General features: G+C 72.6%; 16 protein-coding genes and 1 pseudogene. 14 read left to right on the top strand and 3 right to left on the bottom strand.

Annotated elements, in window-relative coordinates; genetic code table 11:
• Positions 1-34: 34 nt before the first annotated feature.
• The 7 genes and pseudogenes from B4E97_RS12440 to B4E97_RS12410 all read left to right on the top strand — a co-directional run bounded on the left by B4E97_RS12440 (position 35) and on the right by B4E97_RS12410 (position 6,723).
• Positions 35-625 carry an ArsR/SmtB family transcription factor gene (locus tag B4E97_RS12440; protein ID WP_286960083.1) on the top strand — a complete coding sequence of 197 codons (591 nt, stop codon included), beginning with the start codon at positions 35-37 and terminating at the stop codon, positions 623-625.
• A gap of 108 nt (positions 626-733) precedes the next feature.
• The gene (locus tag B4E97_RS12435) at positions 734-1,987 is read left to right on the top strand and encodes an MFS transporter (RefSeq protein WP_286960082.1); all 1,254 of its coding nucleotides are present in this window, start codon (positions 734-736) and stop codon (positions 1,985-1,987) included.
• Between the two features lie 13 nt (positions 1,988-2,000).
• Positions 2,001-2,468 carry an NUDIX domain-containing protein gene (locus B4E97_RS12430; RefSeq protein ID WP_286960081.1) on the top strand — a complete coding sequence of 156 codons (468 nt, stop codon included), beginning with the start codon at positions 2,001-2,003 and terminating at the stop codon, positions 2,466-2,468.
• Between the two features lie 8 nt (positions 2,469-2,476).
• The gene (locus B4E97_RS12425) at positions 2,477-3,268 is read left to right on the top strand and encodes a Cof-type HAD-IIB family hydrolase (RefSeq protein WP_286960080.1); all 792 of its coding nucleotides are present in this window, start codon (positions 2,477-2,479) and stop codon (positions 3,266-3,268) included.
• 21 nt (positions 3,269-3,289) lie between these two features.
• Positions 3,290-3,850 (top strand): annotated as a pseudogene (locus B4E97_RS12420) (family 1 glycosylhydrolase); the annotation flags it as partial.
• A 313-nt stretch (positions 3,851-4,163) separates the two neighbouring features.
• The gene (locus tag B4E97_RS12415) at positions 4,164-5,861 is read left to right on the top strand and encodes an HNH endonuclease signature motif containing protein (RefSeq protein WP_286960079.1); all 1,698 of its coding nucleotides are present in this window, start codon (positions 4,164-4,166) and stop codon (positions 5,859-5,861) included.
• A 25-nt stretch (positions 5,862-5,886) separates the two neighbouring features.
• Complete coding sequence (locus tag B4E97_RS12410) at positions 5,887-6,723, top strand: PRD domain-containing protein (RefSeq protein ID WP_286960078.1); 837 nt, start codon at positions 5,887-5,889, stop codon at positions 6,721-6,723.
• A gap of 3 nt (positions 6,724-6,726) precedes the next feature.
• On the opposite strand, the gene B4E97_RS12405 is transcribed toward B4E97_RS12410, so the two are convergent.
• Entirely contained in the window at positions 6,727-6,924 is a 198-nt protein-coding gene (locus B4E97_RS12405; RefSeq protein ID WP_019285042.1) for a DUF5302 family protein, read from the bottom strand.
• Between the two features lie 124 nt (positions 6,925-7,048).
• On the opposite strand from B4E97_RS12405, the gene B4E97_RS12400 reads away from it, so the two are divergent.
• Positions 7,049-7,480: an SRPBCC family protein gene (locus tag B4E97_RS12400; protein WP_029210853.1), complete on the top strand. Its 432-nt coding sequence runs from the start codon at positions 7,049-7,051 to the stop codon at positions 7,478-7,480.
• Here the strand turns inward: B4E97_RS12400 and B4E97_RS12395 are convergent.
• Together B4E97_RS12395 and B4E97_RS12390 are read right to left on the bottom strand one after the other, a co-directional pair.
• On the bottom strand, positions 7,477-8,001 hold the full coding sequence (locus B4E97_RS12395; protein WP_286960076.1) for a 2'-5' RNA ligase family protein: 525 nt from the start codon (positions 7,999-8,001) through the stop codon (positions 7,477-7,479). The two genes, B4E97_RS12400 and B4E97_RS12395, sit on opposite strands and share 4 nt — an antisense overlap.
• Positions 7,998-9,623, bottom strand: coding sequence for an FAD-dependent oxidoreductase (locus tag B4E97_RS12390; RefSeq protein ID WP_286960075.1), 1,626 nt, complete (start codon positions 9,621-9,623; stop codon positions 7,998-8,000). Before B4E97_RS12390 ends, B4E97_RS12395 begins: the two co-directional genes overlap by 4 nt.
• Before the next feature lie 36 nt (positions 9,624-9,659).
• On the opposite strand from B4E97_RS12390, the gene B4E97_RS12385 reads away from it, so the two are divergent.
• The 6 genes from B4E97_RS12385 (at position 9,660) to B4E97_RS12360 (ending at position 13,864) form a co-directional block, all read left to right on the top strand.
• Positions 9,660-10,421 carry a sulfite exporter TauE/SafE family protein gene (locus tag B4E97_RS12385; protein ID WP_286960074.1) on the top strand — a complete coding sequence of 254 codons (762 nt, stop codon included), beginning with the start codon at positions 9,660-9,662 and terminating at the stop codon, positions 10,419-10,421.
• 77 nt (positions 10,422-10,498) lie between these two features.
• A complete protein-coding gene (locus tag B4E97_RS12380) occupies positions 10,499-11,839 on the top strand; it encodes an MBL fold metallo-hydrolase (RefSeq protein WP_286960179.1) in 1,341 nt (446 codons plus the stop codon).
• 43 nt (positions 11,840-11,882) lie between these two features.
• Positions 11,883-12,458, top strand: a complete 576-nt coding sequence (locus B4E97_RS12375; protein WP_286960072.1) for a rhodanese-like domain-containing protein — start codon at positions 11,883-11,885, stop codon at positions 12,456-12,458.
• 1 nt (position 12,459) lies between these two features.
• Entirely contained in the window at positions 12,460-12,627 is a 168-nt protein-coding gene (locus B4E97_RS12370; protein WP_286960071.1) for a hypothetical protein, read from the top strand.
• A gap of 51 nt (positions 12,628-12,678) precedes the next feature.
• Positions 12,679-12,942, top strand: coding sequence for a metal-sensitive transcriptional regulator (locus B4E97_RS12365; RefSeq protein ID WP_019285047.1), 264 nt, complete (start codon positions 12,679-12,681; stop codon positions 12,940-12,942).
• A gap of 55 nt (positions 12,943-12,997) precedes the next feature.
• Positions 12,998-13,864: a fructosamine kinase family protein gene (locus B4E97_RS12360; RefSeq protein WP_286960070.1), complete on the top strand. Its 867-nt coding sequence runs from the start codon at positions 12,998-13,000 to the stop codon at positions 13,862-13,864.
• Positions 13,865-13,995: the final 131 nt, after the last annotated feature.

Genomic DNA, 13,995 nt, shown 5'->3' with positions numbered 1-13,995 from the left:
TGTGCAACTGTCCTTGTGGATCTAGGGTGGTGCCATGACTGAGGACCAGCGACCCCGCAGGGCCAACCCGGCGCACTCCCTCACGGAGGCTCCGGCCCTCGCGGCGTTCGCCAACCCGGCGCGAGCCCGCATCCTCGACGCCCTCGCGGCGGACGGCCCGTCCACCGCCTCCATGCTCGCTCGGCGCACCGGCCAGGCCGTCGGCAGCGCGAGCCATCACCTCAAGGTCCTCGACGAGGCCGGCCTGGTCGAGGAGGCGCCCGACCTGAGCACCGATCGGCGCCAACGCTTCTGGCGCCTCGCGCACGCTCACACCCGGTGGTCGCGCGCCGAGATGACCGACCCCACCGCCCAGGCCGCGGCGCACGAGGCCGAGATGGTGGGGCTCGAGCGCCAGTTCCAGCGCGCGCGCGACGACATCATGACCACCGCCGACAACCCCGGCAGCGCCTCGGGCTCGTTCGCCACCCAGCAGTGGCTCACCATGTCCCCCGCCGAGCTCGACCAGCTCTCCGAAGAGCTGCTCTCCGTCATGCGCCGCTGGCAGTCCCGCGAGCTCCCCGACGACGGGGTCGAGCGCGAGACCTGCTTCGTCTTCGCCCGCGGCTTCCCCGCCCAGCCCTGACCTACCTCAGGTAGGCACATCAGCCCGACCTCGACGCGACCACGTTCGCCGCGGCCATCGCCACGGTGCGCCCTCGCTCGATCCTGCCCTGCCACAAGGAGCTTCGTCATGCCCGCACGCCCCCCGCTCGGCCGCGACTTCCACCTGCTGTGGGCCGGCGAGACCGTCAGCCTCGTCGGCAACGCCACCACCTCGATCCTGCTCCCGCTCGCCGCCGTCCTCGAGCTGCAGGCCGGCCCCGCCTGGATGGGCGCCCTCGCCGCCGCGACCTGGCTGCCCTGGCTCGTCATCGGCCTGCCCGCCGGTGCCTGGGTCGACCGGCTCGATGCCCGCCTCACCATGATCGTGGCCGACATCGCCGCGGCCCTCACCCTGATCACGGTCCCGGTGGCCGCCTGGCTCGACCACCTCACGCTCCCCCACCTCGTCCTCGCCGCCCTGGCCGGAGGCGTGAGCACCGTCTTCTTCCGCACCGCCTACACCACGATCATCCCGAGGCTCGTCGACGACGCCGCGCTGGACACCGCCAACGCCCGCCTCTTCGGCACCGAGGCGACCGCGATGGTCGTCGGGCCGAGCGTGGCCGCACGCCTGGCGGCGGCCGGCGGCCCGGCATTCGGCCTGGCGATCGACGCGGCGAGCTTCCTCGTGTCGGCGGTCTGCCTCTGGCGGATCAAGCCCGGACGCCCCGTCCCCGACCAGGATCGTGAGGGGGATGAGGGGGCCGAGGGGCTCGGGGCGCGCATCCGCGAGGGTCTCGCGTTCGTGCTCCGCGACCGCTACCTGCCCTGGCTGGTCGTCATCGGTGGCCTGTCCAACCTCGGGCTGACCGGGTATGGCGCCCTCCTCGTCCTCTACCTCGTGCGCGACCTGGGGCTCACCACCGACATGGTCGGCTGGTACTTCACCACCGGCGCCATCGGCGGTGTCATCGGCTCGGTGATCGCCGTCCCGCTGGCCCGCCGCATCGGCACAGGTCGCCTGCACACCGTGGCCCTGCTCGCCGCCCCCGCCGCGCTCCTCGTCGGCCTCCCCACCGACCGCAGCCAGGTGTGGGTGTCCGCGTTCGGCTACGTCCTCGTCGGCACCTGCGTCGTCGGCGGCAACGTCGTCCGCGCGAGCTGGCGCCAGCGTTACGTGCCCGCCGAGGTCCTGGGCCGCACGGTCACCGCCATGTCGACGGTCAACTTCGGCACCATGCCGCTCGCGGGGGTGCTGGCCGGCTGGCTCGGCAGCACCGTCGGCGTGCGCCCCACGATCCTCGCGATGGCCGGCCTGCACGTGGTGGCGTGCTGGCTGGTCGTCGCGAGCCCCCTCGTCCGGCTCCGTGAGCTGCCGGCGCGCGAGACCGCGAGCGTCTGAGATGCTGACGCGCATGAGCGCCTGGACCCCGCCCGAGCTGCCCGTGTCCGCGGGCGCCATCCTCCTCGACGAGCAGGGCCGCCTGCTGATCCTCAAGCCGACCTACAAGTCCGGGTGGACCATCCCCGGCGGCGTCATGGAGGCCGACGGCGAGTCCCCGTGGGACGCCTGCCGCCGCGAGGTGCTCGAGGAGACGGGGCTCGAGGTCGACGAGGGACGGCTCGTCGTCGTCGACACCCGCCCCGGCAAGGATGGCGCCACGCTCGGTCTGCGCCTGCTCTTTCACTGCGGCACCGTGACCGCCCGCGCGGCACGGCGGATCCGCCTGCAGGAGGAGGAGATCAGCGAGCACCGCTTCGCGCCGGTCGAGGAGGCGCTCGAGCTGCTGCGCAAGCCGGTGCGCCGCCGCGTCGCCGCCGGCCTCGAGGCCGAGCACGCCATCTATCTCGAGAACGGCCGCCCCGCACCCGGAATCCGTTGAGGAACAACATGTTTGCGCTCATCGCCGTCGACATCGACGGGACCCTGCTCCGCTCCGACCAGACCCTGTCCCCCCGCACCAGGGACGCCCTGCGGGAAGCCCGCGACCAGGGCGCGATCCTCATGCTCGCCTCCGGGCGCCCCGAGCACGGCCTGCGCCACCTCGCCGAGCGCCTCGGACTCGGGCTCGACCGGCTCGTGCTCTCCGCGTGCAACGGTGCGGCCGTCGTGGACGCCGAGACCGAGGAGATCATCTGCCACCGGACGCTCGAGCACGCCCTCGTGGCGCGGGTGCTGGACCTGGTGGAGGAGCTCGGCCTCGCCGCCATGACACCGCTCGGGCACGTGGTGCACGCCACCCGCGAGGACGGCTACAACGTCGCCGACGAGGCGCCGGCCAACGGCATGGAGCTCGCCATCACGCCGCGCTTCGAGGAGCTCGACGAGCCCCTGCACAAGATCCTCGTGTGCGCGGAGCCCGACCTGCTGGCCCAGCACCTCGACACCTTCCGCGGCGAGCTGGACGGTCACGCCGAGCTCGCCCTCTCCGCCCCGTTCTACCTCGAGATCACGCCGCCCGGGGTCGACAAGGGGTCCGGCCTGCTCGACTACTGCGCCGCCCGCGACCTCGACCCCGCCGAGGCCATCGCCTTCGGGGACAACGAGAACGACCTGCCGATGCTGCGCGTCGCCGGCACCGGGGTGGCCATGGGCAATGCCCTGGACCACGTCAAGGCCGGCGCCGACCGGGTCACCGCCTCCAACGACGAGGACGGCATCGCTGAAGCGTTAGACCTCTGACCACTGTTGCGGGCGTCCCGCACCCTCGCGGACCGCGAGGACCTCACCAACACCGTGGACTTCGTGTCGTTCAGCTACTACATGAGCGTCTGCCAGACCGCCGACCCGGCCAAGCAGGCCACGGGCGAGGGCAACATCATGGGCGGCGTCCCGAACCCCACCCTCGAGGCCTCGGAGTGGGGCTGGCAGATCGACCCGGTCGGTCTGCGCATCGTGCTCAACGACTACTGGGACCGCTGGCAGAAGCCGTTGTTCATCGTCGAGAACGGTCTCGGTGCCAAGGACCAGCTCGTCGAGGTCGACGGCGTCAAGACGGTCGAGGACGACTACCGGATCGCCTACATGAACGACCACCTCGTCCAAGTCGGCGAGGCGCTCAAGGACGGCGTCAACCTGCTGGGCTACACCTCCTGGGGTCCCATCGACCTGGTGAGCGCCTCGACGGCCCAGCTGTCCAAGCGCTACGGCTTCATCTACGTCGATCGCAACGACGACGGGTCGGGCACGCTGGAGCGCTTCCGCAAGAAGTCCTTCGGGTGGTACGGCGACGTCATCAGGTCCAACGGCGGCTCGCTCGTCTGACCGTATGGCGCCGGGGCTGCGCGGGCACCGCTCGCGCAGCCCTCGCGGCATGCTGGAAACAGCCTCTGACCTGCAGAGATGTGCCGATCAGCCCTTCCCCTGGAAGGCGTTCTGCGGTAGTCTGTGAGGTGTTGCGGGACGAGGTCGAGGAGGTGGTCCCGATGGTGTCGAGGTCCCTGCCGACGGTCGTCGCGGAGCACCTCCCGAGGTCCTGGCCCCCATCCTGGCGCTCACCACCGACACACCCTGCGGTGGCGACGCGCGTGACGGAGAAGGCCCCCTCGACGACGCGCGGCGAGCGCTCGCCGTCGTCGTGGCCGTCCACCGCGCGACGGCCTGCCTCGAGGCCCTGGCCGTCGCGGCCCACGCCGACCTGATCGACGCGATCGCCGCCGACCTGCGCCGGGCCGAGGCCGAGCACGGACGCCACCCGTGCCCACAGACCCTGCGATCCGACGCCCGCGTCCTGAGCACCGACGAGATCGTGGCCGCCACCGGTCTCGGCGTCGGCGCCGTCCAGCGGCGCGCCCGTCTCGCCTCTGCGCCGGCCGTGGTGCGCGAGCCGCTCGTCCAGGCGATGGCCGCGGGCACCTGCACGCTCGAGCGGGCCACGACCCTGCGCGACGACACCGACCGCCTGCCCGACGAGGTCGCCTCCGAGGTGGCCGAGCGGGTGCTGCGCCCCAAGCGCGGGTTCGACCCCGAGGACCTGTCACCCGACGCCGTCGTCAGCCACCGCCTGTTCCGCCAGCGCCTCCACGCCGAGGTGGCCAAGGAGGAGGCCCGCCTCGGGCTCGAGGCGGAGACGCGCGCCGACCACCTGACCCGGCGGGACGTGCACGCCCGCACCACCAGCCACGGCACCGGCGAGCTGCTGGCCACGGGCACCGCCGAGCAGGCCGCGGCCGCCCGGGACCGCCTCGACGCGATGGCCCGAGCGGCCAAGACCCGCGGGGAGCCTCGCACGCTGGCCCAGCTGCGCTCCGACATCGCCTTCGGCCTGCTCCTGCACGGCACCGTCCCGGGCTGCGAGGCGCTCGGCCCGGCGACGTCCGCGAGCGCGCCGGCAACGACCGGAGTGACGTGGATGCCTAGCACGTCCCAGGCGGGCGCGCCGAGCGCCGGTCCGCAGCCCTCTGGAGGTGCTCAGCACGTCCTGCCCGGCCGGCTGCGTCTCGTCGGTCTGGACGGGTGCCTGGTCGACCCGATCACCGGTGAGGTGCTGGGTCCCTTCGGGCCGGGCGTGGGTGGCGGGCGGTCCGGGAGGGCCGGGGACAGCGACGCCACCGAGGACGGCGACGCCACCGAGTGCGGTCAGGACGAGACCTCGCCCTTCGCCGACCTGCCGCTGCACGACCCCGTCCACGCCGACCCGCCGCCGACGCCGCCGGAGCACCCCGACCCCTGGCTGGTCGCCACCGCAGCACTCATCGCCTCCCTGCCTGCCCCCGCCGCCCGCATCGACGTCCGCGTCAACCTCACGACGCTGCTCGGGCTGCAGGACGACCCGGCGCAGCTCGTCGGTCACGGCTGGCTCAGCGCCGACCTCGCCCGCGAGATCGCCCTGCGCACCGACAGCGTGTGGCACCGCGTCGTCCACGACCCCGTGACCGGGACGCTGCTCGAGCGCACCGCGCACACCTACCAGCCCACCGACACCATGCGCGCCGACGTGCAGGCCCGCGACCTGACCTGCCGCGTCCCCGGGTGCGACCGACGGTCCGAGCAGTGCGACCTCGACCACAGCACCCCCTGGCCGGCCGGTCCGACCAGTCCCGCCAACCTCGTCCCCCTGTGCCGGCACCACCACCAGCTCAAGACCAAGCAACGCTGGGAGCACCGCCTCGACGCGGACGGCGTCCTGCGCATCACCACCTATCTGGGCCAGCAGCTCACCAGCCGGGCGCACGAGCACCACGACGAGTCCCTCCAGGCCGCGCGACGCGCCCGGTGGCAGCACCTCGCCCGTGCCGGATGGCTCATCTACCCGCCGCTCGGACGTGCGTCATGACCACGGTCCTGGGCAGGGGGTCGACGTGCAGATCCTGAGGGTCTTCAACAACAACGTCGTCCTGGCGCGCCGTGAGGACGGCACCGAGGTCGTGCTCACCGGACGCGGCCTGGGCTTCCAGACGCGGCCCGGGCAGGAGGTCGACCCGCTCAAGGTGGTCCGGGTCTTCGAGCCGACCGACGGCCGAGACCCCGACACGCTGGGCGGGCTGGTCGCCGCCATACCGCCCGAGCACATCGCCCTGGCCGAGGAGGCCCTGGACCTGGTCGGTGTCCCCGTCACCGCGACGACCCTGGTCGCGGTCGCCGACCACATCAGCTTTGCCATCAAGCGCGTGCACCAGGGCATCGAGCTCGAGATGCCGCTGCGGGCCGAGGTCGAGCACCTCTATCCCCGCGAGCTCGACCGTGCTCGCCAGGTGCTCGCCCACGTCAACAGCCGACTGACCGAGCCGTTGCCCGAGGACGAGGCCGTCGCCATCGCGATGCACCTCGTCAACGCCGCGATGATGGGAGGCGACCTCACCGAGACCTACGCGATGACGGGCATCATCAAGCAGCTCTTCGAGGTGATCGAGAGCTCGTTCGGGCGGCGCTTCGACATGGCCACCGTCAACGCCGCGCGGTTCATCACGCACCTGCGCTACTTCCTGGTGCGGGTGAGGAGCGACCGGCAGCTGACCGACGAGGCCGGCCCGCTGCGGGACGCCATCCGCGCCTCCTACCCGGCGGCCTACGCGTGCGCGCAGCGCTGCCGGACCGTCCTCGAGCTGCGGCTCGGCCGGACCGTCACCGAGGACGAGGTCGTCTACCTCACCCTCCACGTCGCGCGGCTCACGACGGAGGTCGCTGGAGAGGCCTGAGCGTCAGCTGCCGGCCTTGCGGCGGAACATGTGCTGCGAGGCCTCACGGCCGTGGCCCTGGCCCGAGACCTTGGAGCGATCGCTGTCGTCGGCCGACACGTCCCGTCCGGCGTGAGCCTTCTTGGCGTCGAGAGCCGCTCGCATCTTCTGCTTGACCTCGTCCGGGACGGGTGCGTGCTGCGGCTTGTCCTTGGCAGACATCTCTGTCTCCTCTCGCTGGGCGTCCGCCCACTCTCCCATCACCAGAGGCACCCCTCAACGTCATTGGACGAGATGGCCCATGATGGTCAGCATCCGATGACCTGAAGCGACACCAGGGGGACCCATGTCCGAGCAGCAGTCGACCGTCGACATCCAGGCACCTCGTCAGCTCGTCTGGGACGTGCTGACCGATGTGCAGAGCTGGCCCGAGTGGATGGCGGAGGTCAAGGAGGTCCGGACGCAGACGCCCGCCGGCGGGCTGGGTGCGGAGTACTCCCTGAGCCAAGGTGTCCCCGCGCTCGGGCTGCCGATGACCGTGCGGGTCGCGGCCTTCGACGTGCCGGAGCGGCTCGTCCTCGAGCAGAGCCAGGCGGGCAGCAGGACCGAGGTGACCTACACCCTCACCTCGGTCGACGAGCGCACCACGCGCATGCACACCGTGCTCTCGGCGTCCGGTCTCACCGGAGCCTTCAACACCGTGCAGGGCGGCACCTACACCAGCATGCTCGAGGAGGGCGGCACCGCGCTCAAGGACCGCTGCGAGGCGCGGGTCTAGCCCAGCGTCCAGCGTCGGAGCACCCGGGTCTCGCCGCGGCGGTACCAGACCAGCTCGACGCGGTCCGCGCGGCAGCGGGCGGGCAGCACGGTCGCCAGCTCGCGCCGCACGGACTCCTCGTCCACCCCCGGTCCGGTCGCGTCGATGGTCACGTGCGGGACGGGTCGGAACACCCCGCCGTAGGGCGGGTGCCCCGGCAGCGCCTCGACCAGGGCGTCCGTCAGCCGGTCGAAGGGCCTCGGGTCGGCGGGCAGGACGTGGATGACGCCGTTGGGGAAGGTCGCGACCTCGGCCAGCTCCAGGTCGATCGCCGGCGTGTCGGCGCACACCGCGGACACGGCGGCGTCCTGGGCGGGCGTGAGCGCGGCGGGGACCGGGCCGAGCACGGTCACGTGCGCGTGGACGTGGCCCGGGTCGAGGGCGACCAGGCTGGCGTCATACCACTCGTATCTCTCCCGCACGACCCCCTCGAGCGCGGGGACGGGCATCTGCAGGACCGCGTGCCCGGGCCAGGTCGTCACGAGCGGGAGGCTACTCCCGCCGACCAGGTCGTGTAGCCACCGTCGAGGTTGCGCACGGAGCGGCCGGAGGCCTGCAGGATCCGGGTCGCCACGTGCGCGCGGATGCCGACCGCGCAGTGGACGACGAGCTCTCCCTCGGGCACCTCGTCGAGGCGCTCCCGGACCTCGTCGACCGGGACGTTGACAGCCCCCGGTATGGCGCCCGCAGCGAACTCCCCCGGCGTGCGCACGTCCAGCACGGTCGCGCCCTCGCGCTGCGCGGCCTCCACCTCGTGCCACTGGATGGTGTCGGTGAGCCCCTCGGCGAGGTTCTCGTCGACGAAGCCCAGCATGTTGACGGGGTCCTTGGCCGAGCCGAACTGCGGCGCGTAGGCGAGCTCCAGCTCAGCCAGCTCGCTCGCGGTGAGCCCGCCGCGCATGGCCGTCGCGATCACGTCGATGCGCTTGTCGGCGCCGTCACGGCCGACGGCCTGGGCCCCGAGGATCGCGTCGGTGCCGGGGTCGACGAGCAGCTTGAGGGCGAGCCCCTGCGCCCCGGGGTAGTAGCCCGCGTGCGACAGCGGGTGCGTGTGGATGATCCGGTGGGGGCGGCCGGCGGCGACGAGGCGCTTCTCGCTCCACCCGACGACGGCCACCTGCAGCCCGAGGACGCCCACGACGGCGGTCCCGAGGACCGGTCGGTTGCGCACCTCGCGGCCCGCGATGTGGTCCGCCACGCGACGCCCCTGCAGGTTGGCGGTGTTGGCGAGCGGCACGAGGACCGCCGAGCCGTCGAGGGCGTCGGCCTTCTCCACGGCGTCCCCGACGGCATAGATCGCGGGGTCGCTGGTGCGGTAGCGCTCGTCGACGACGATGCCGCCGCGGGACCCGACCTCCAGGCCCGCGGACTCGGCGAGGGCCGCGTCCGGACGGACCCCGATCGCGGCGACCACGAGGTCGGCGGGGACCCGCTCTCCCGTGGACAGCTCCACGTCGTGCTCGCCGATCGCGGTGACCGAGGTGGACAGACGCAGGTCGATCCCGGCGTCGCGCATGACCGCGTGGACGGGCGTGGCCATCTCGGGGTCGACGGGGGCCATCACCTGAGGGGTGGCCTCGACGAGCGTCACGGCCAGGCCCCGGTGCAGGAGGTTCTCGGCCATCTCGACGCCGATGAAACCCCCACCGATGACGACGGCGGTGCGCGCCCCCTCCACGGCGGCGACCATCGCGTCGGTGTCCTCGACGTTGCGCAGCGCCAAGGCCCGCTCGATGCCGGGGATCGGCGGCCGCACGGGGCGAGCACCCGGGGCGAGGATCACGGCGTCGTACGGCAGCTCGCCCTCCTCGCCGGTCTCGACCGAGCGCACCACGACCACCCGTCGCTCGCGGTCGATGCGCGTCGCCTCGGTGAGCACGCGGACGTCCAGGTCGAAGCGCGCCCGGAGCGCCTCGGGCGTCTGCAGCAGCAGCGCCGAGCGCTGCTCGATGACTCCCCCGACGTGGTAGGGCAGCCCGCAGTTGGCGAAGGACACGTGCCCGCTGCGCTCGACGACGGTGATGGTGGCCGACTCGTCCAGACGGCGCAGTCGCGCGGCGGCGGACATGCCGCCGGCCACGCCTCCGATGATCACGATGTTCATGTCCACAGCATACCCCCTGGGGTATATTCTCGTGCCATGACCCCCTCGCTCGCGCTGCTCGCCCTGGTCGTCGGGATCCTGCTGGGCTCCCTCGGTGGCGGAGGCGCCATCCTGGCAGTGCCGGTCCTGACCTACCTGGCGCACCAACCGCCGTCCGCAGCCATCACCGGCTCGCTCGTCATCGTGGGGCTGTCCTCCCTCGTCGGCCTGCTCCCCCACCTGCGGGCCGGGCGGGTGCACGTGGCGGAGGGCGTGACCTTCGGCCTCCTCGGGATCGTGGGCTCGCTCGTCGGCTCGCGACTGTCGACGTCCATCCCCGGACCGATCCTCATGACCACCTTCGCCGCCCTGCTGCTGGCCGTGGCGATCCTGATGCTGCGCCGCCGCAGGAGGGCCAGGGGCGGCGCCGAGGACGGGCCCGCCAGGGGCTGGCCGACGCGCGTCGCCGCGGCCACCGGGGTCGGCCTGCTCACCGGGTTCTTCGGCGTGGGCGGCGGATTCGTCGTCATCCCGGCACTGACCCTGGTCATGGGACTGCCCATGGGCGCCGCGGTCGGCACGTCCTTGCTGGTGATCGCCATCAATGCGGCAAGCTCGCTCGGAGCCCGCGCCACGGGTGGGCTCGAGGTCGACTGGGCCATCATCCTGCCGTTCGCCGCCATCGCCGTGGCCGGCACCCTCGTCGGGGGGCGCGTCGGGCAGAAGGTCGACCAGGACACGCTCTCCCTGGCGTTCGTGGCCCTCCTGCTCGGCGTCGCCGCGTACGTCGCCGTCCAGAACGTCCCCCAGCTCGTCTAGATACCCCCGGGGGTATGTGCTAGCCTGGTTGCAGCACCACGGAAACCCCACCTCGCCAAGGAGAGTCCAGCGTGTCCATCACCATCACCCCCATCGAGACCAGCTCGCTCGGCGACCGCAGCTATCTCGTGCACGACGGCCAGGTCGCCTTCGTCGTCGACCCCCAGCGCGACATCGACCGGGTCCAGGACCTCGCTCGCACCCACGGGGTGCAGATCACCGACGTCTTCGAGACCCACATCCACAACGACTACGTGACGGGCGGCCTGGTCCTGGCCCGCGCCTGTGGCGCTCGCTACCACGTCAACGCCGACGACGACGTGTCCTTCGAGCGGACCCCGATCCGCGACGGCGACGTCGTCCAGGTGGGCGACATGCGGGTCCGGGCGATCCTCACGCCCGGCCACACCTTCACCCACCTGTCCTACGTGCTCGAGGGCGACGAGCCCGCCGTCTTCTCCGGCGGCTCGCTGCTGTTCAGGTCGACCGGCCGCCCCGACCTGCTCGGCCAGGAGCACGCCGACGAGCTCGCCCGGCACCAGCACCACAGCGCCCACCGGCTGGCGTCCGAGCTGACCGACGACACCCAGGTGATGCCGACCCACGGGTTCGGCAGCTTCTGCTCGGCGACCCAGTCCGACGTGGACTCCTCCACCATCGGCGAGGAGAAGGAGGCGAACCCTGCCCTCACCCAGGACGAGGAGACCTACGTCCGCGAGATCCTCGACGGGCTGGACCTGTTCCCGGCCTACTACGCCCACATGGGCCCGGCCAACGCCGCCGGCCCGGACGGCCCCGACCTCAGCACCCCCGCCCTCGCCGACAAGGCCGAGCTGCGGCGCCGGCTCGAGGCCGGAGAGTGGCTGGTCGACCTGCGCACCCGCACCGCCTTCGCCGCGGGCCACGCGCCCGGGACGGTCAACTTCGGCCTGGACGGCCAGTTCTCGACGCACCTCGGCTGGATGATCCCGTGGGGCGCCCCCCTCACCCTGCTGGGCGAGACGCCCGACCAGGTCGCCGAGGCGCAGCGCGAGCTGGTCCGCATCGGCATCGACCGCCCCGCCGCCCACGCCACGGGCCGGCCCGAGGACTGGAGCGACGAGGCCCCGCGCAGCTTCCAGCGCGCCGAGTTCGGCGACCTGGCTCAGGTGCGGCACCACCGCCCCGTGGTGGTGCTCGACGTCCGCCGACCGGCCGAGTACGCCGACGGCCACATCGACGACGCCGTCAACGTCCCGCTGCACGAGATCCCCTCGCGCCTCGCCGACGTGCCCCAGGGCGAGGTGTGGGTGCACTGCGCCGGGGGCTACCGCGCCTCGATCGCCGCGTCCTTCCTCGCCGCCGACGGACGGCAGGTCGTCGCCATCGACGACTCCTTCGACAACGCCGGCAAGGCCGGCCTGCCCCTGACCGACTGAGCCTCACGCTCGTCATACGACATCACCCAGGAGAGACACCACGATGACCCGATCCTCCACCATCTCCACCGCCGAGGCCGCCGAGTGGCTCGCCTCACCCGACGCCCCCACCGTTATCGACGTGCGCACCCCCGCCGAGTTCGCCGGCAGCCGGATCGAGGGCGCGGTCAACGTCCCGCTCGACCTCGTCGAGAAGCAGGCCGCCCAGATCGGCGAGCAGCTCGACGGGGAGGTGCTGCTCGTATGCCGCACCGACCGCCGAGCCTCCGAGGCCGCCCGCCTGCTCGGGCCGACGATCGGCGGACGCGGGCACGTCCTGTCCTGCGGGATGGCGCAGTGGGAGCAGGACGGCCATGCCGTCGAGCAGGGCGAGGGCGGTCCCTGGGCCATGGAGCGCCAGGTCCGCGCCGCGGCCGGCACCCTGGTGCTGACCGGCATCCTCGCCAGCACCGTCGTCCCCCAGGCCAAGTGGCTCGCGGGCGGGGTGGGGGCCGGGCTGCTGTGGTCAGGGCTGTCCGACACCTGCGCCATGGCCACCGTCCTCGGCACGCTGCCGTGGAACCGGCGCGCCGAGCAACCCACCGTCGCGTCCGTCACCCGAGAGCTGAAGGAGAGCTGACATGTGTCGCCCCGTCACCTGCAAGACCTGCGGCAAGACCACCTGGGCCGGCTGCGGCCAGCACGTCGACCAGGTCCGCCGCTCCGTCCCCGCCGGGCAGTGGTGCCCCGGTCACCCCGCCCAGTCCTCGGAGGGTCGAGGCTTCCTCGCCCGCCTTCTGGGACGCTGAGCCCACGACCACCGAACACCTGCCACCGACCGACGACCCCAGGGAGGCGCCGTGCAGCTCGACGTGGAGGACCTGGACCCCGTCCTCAAGCGGCTGCGCCGCGCCCAGGGGCAGCTGGGAGCGGTGATCCGCATGATCGAGGAGGAGCGGGACTGTCGCGACATCGTCATGCAGCTGTCGGCGTGCAGCAAGGCTCTCGACCGGGCGGGCTTCGCGCTCATCTCGACCGGGTTGCAGCAGTGCATGACCGAGGACAACCCCGAGCGCGACGTCGATCTCGCGGCGATGGAGAAGCTCTTCCTCTCCCTCGCCTGACCGCGCCGGCTGACGGCACCGGCTGATCGCCGCAGCCCTGGGGTACGCAGGTCTCATGGCCGATCACCTGCCCGAGACCCTGACCCGCGGACTGGACGTGCGCCGGGCCACCTCTGTGAGCGGCGGCGACATCGCGCTCGCCTACCGGCTCGAGACGGCCGACGGCACCTACTTCCTCAAGACCAAGGACCGGCCGACCCCCGACCTGTTCGAGCGGGAGGCTGCGGGGCTGGCGGTGCTGCGCGAGCACGCCCCCGACGACCTCGGCGTGCCGCAGGTGGTGCGGGCCGACGCGAGCGGCCTGGTGCTCGAGTGGATCGACGAGGGCGGAGCCGGACGGGCCGGACGGGGTGCCGAGGAACGGTTCGGGCGGGGGCTGGCCGGGCTGCACCGCGCCACCCATGACACGTTCGGGGCGATCGACGATGCCCTGGCGGGCTACCTCGGATCCGCTCAGGTGGACCTGACGCCCACCAGGAGCTGGCGAGAGTTCTTCGTGGGCAGGCGGGTCCGCCCGCTGACCGAGCGCGCGGTGCGGGAGGGGCGGATCGACCCCGTGGCGCTGCAACTCGTCGACGAGCTGGCCGGACGGGCTGACGAGCTGTGTGGTCCGCCCGAGCCGCCGGCGCTCGTGCACGGCGACCTGTGGGCGGGAAACCGGTTGGTGGACAAGGGCGGTCGCAGCTGGCTCATCGACCCCGCGGCGCACTGGGGGCACCGCGAGTACGACCTCGCGATGATGCAGCTCTTCGGCGGCTTCGGCGAGGAGTGCTACCGGGCCTACGACGAAGCCTTCCCCCTGGCGGAGGGGTGGCGTGAGCGCATCGCATGGCACCAGCTGCCGCCGCTGCTCGTGCACGCCATCCTGTTCGGCGGCGGCTACGGCGCGAGCGCGCTGCGCGTGATGCGTTCCTACGCCTGAGGATTCGCGAGCCGACCCGCCGACGGCTGGCTGGCCGCCATCGTCTGCCCGATCACATCGGCGGTCCGCCCAGCGGCGTCGAGCGCGAACACCACCCCGCCCCGAATTCCGGCTCTTCTGACGCTTCCGTG

This window comes from Arsenicicoccus sp. UBA7492 (assembly GCF_002479615.1).
In the GTDB taxonomy this organism is placed as follows: domain Bacteria; phylum Actinomycetota; class Actinomycetes; order Actinomycetales; family Dermatophilaceae; genus Arsenicicoccus; species Arsenicicoccus bolidensis.
The sequence above is the reverse complement of the archived record's forward strand: the minus strand, read 5'-3'. Positions and strand labels throughout refer to the sequence as shown.

What these genes read in the sequence shown, in the direction of transcription:
- B4E97_RS12385 (WP_286960074.1), top strand. Translation starts at nt 9,660, where the DNA reads ATGACCCCCTCGCTCGCGCTGCTCGCCCTGGTCGTCGGGATCCTGCTG.
- B4E97_RS12425 (WP_286960080.1), top strand. Translation starts at nt 2,477, where the DNA reads ATGTTTGCGCTCATCGCCGTCGACATCGACGGGACCCTGCTCCGCTCC.
- B4E97_RS12440 (WP_286960083.1), top strand. Translation starts at nt 35, where the DNA reads ATGACTGAGGACCAGCGACCCCGCAGGGCCAACCCGGCGCACTCCCTC.
- B4E97_RS12375 (WP_286960072.1), top strand. Translation starts at nt 11,883, where the DNA reads ATGACCCGATCCTCCACCATCTCCACCGCCGAGGCCGCCGAGTGGCTC.
- B4E97_RS12435 (WP_286960082.1), top strand. Translation starts at nt 734, where the DNA reads ATGCCCGCACGCCCCCCGCTCGGCCGCGACTTCCACCTGCTGTGGGCC.
- B4E97_RS12405 (WP_019285042.1), bottom strand. Translation starts at nt 6,924, where the DNA reads ATGTCTGCCAAGGACAAGCCGCAGCACGCACCCGTCCCGGACGAGGTC.
- B4E97_RS12370 (WP_286960071.1), top strand. Translation starts at nt 12,460, where the DNA reads ATGTGTCGCCCCGTCACCTGCAAGACCTGCGGCAAGACCACCTGGGCC.
- B4E97_RS12400 (WP_029210853.1), top strand. Translation starts at nt 7,049, where the DNA reads ATGTCCGAGCAGCAGTCGACCGTCGACATCCAGGCACCTCGTCAGCTC.
- B4E97_RS12430 (WP_286960081.1), top strand. Translation starts at nt 2,001, where the DNA reads ATGAGCGCCTGGACCCCGCCCGAGCTGCCCGTGTCCGCGGGCGCCATC.
- B4E97_RS12360 (WP_286960070.1), top strand. Translation starts at nt 12,998, where the DNA reads ATGGCCGATCACCTGCCCGAGACCCTGACCCGCGGACTGGACGTGCGC.
- B4E97_RS12390 (WP_286960075.1), bottom strand. Translation starts at nt 9,623, where the DNA reads ATGAACATCGTGATCATCGGAGGCGTGGCCGGCGGCATGTCCGCCGCC.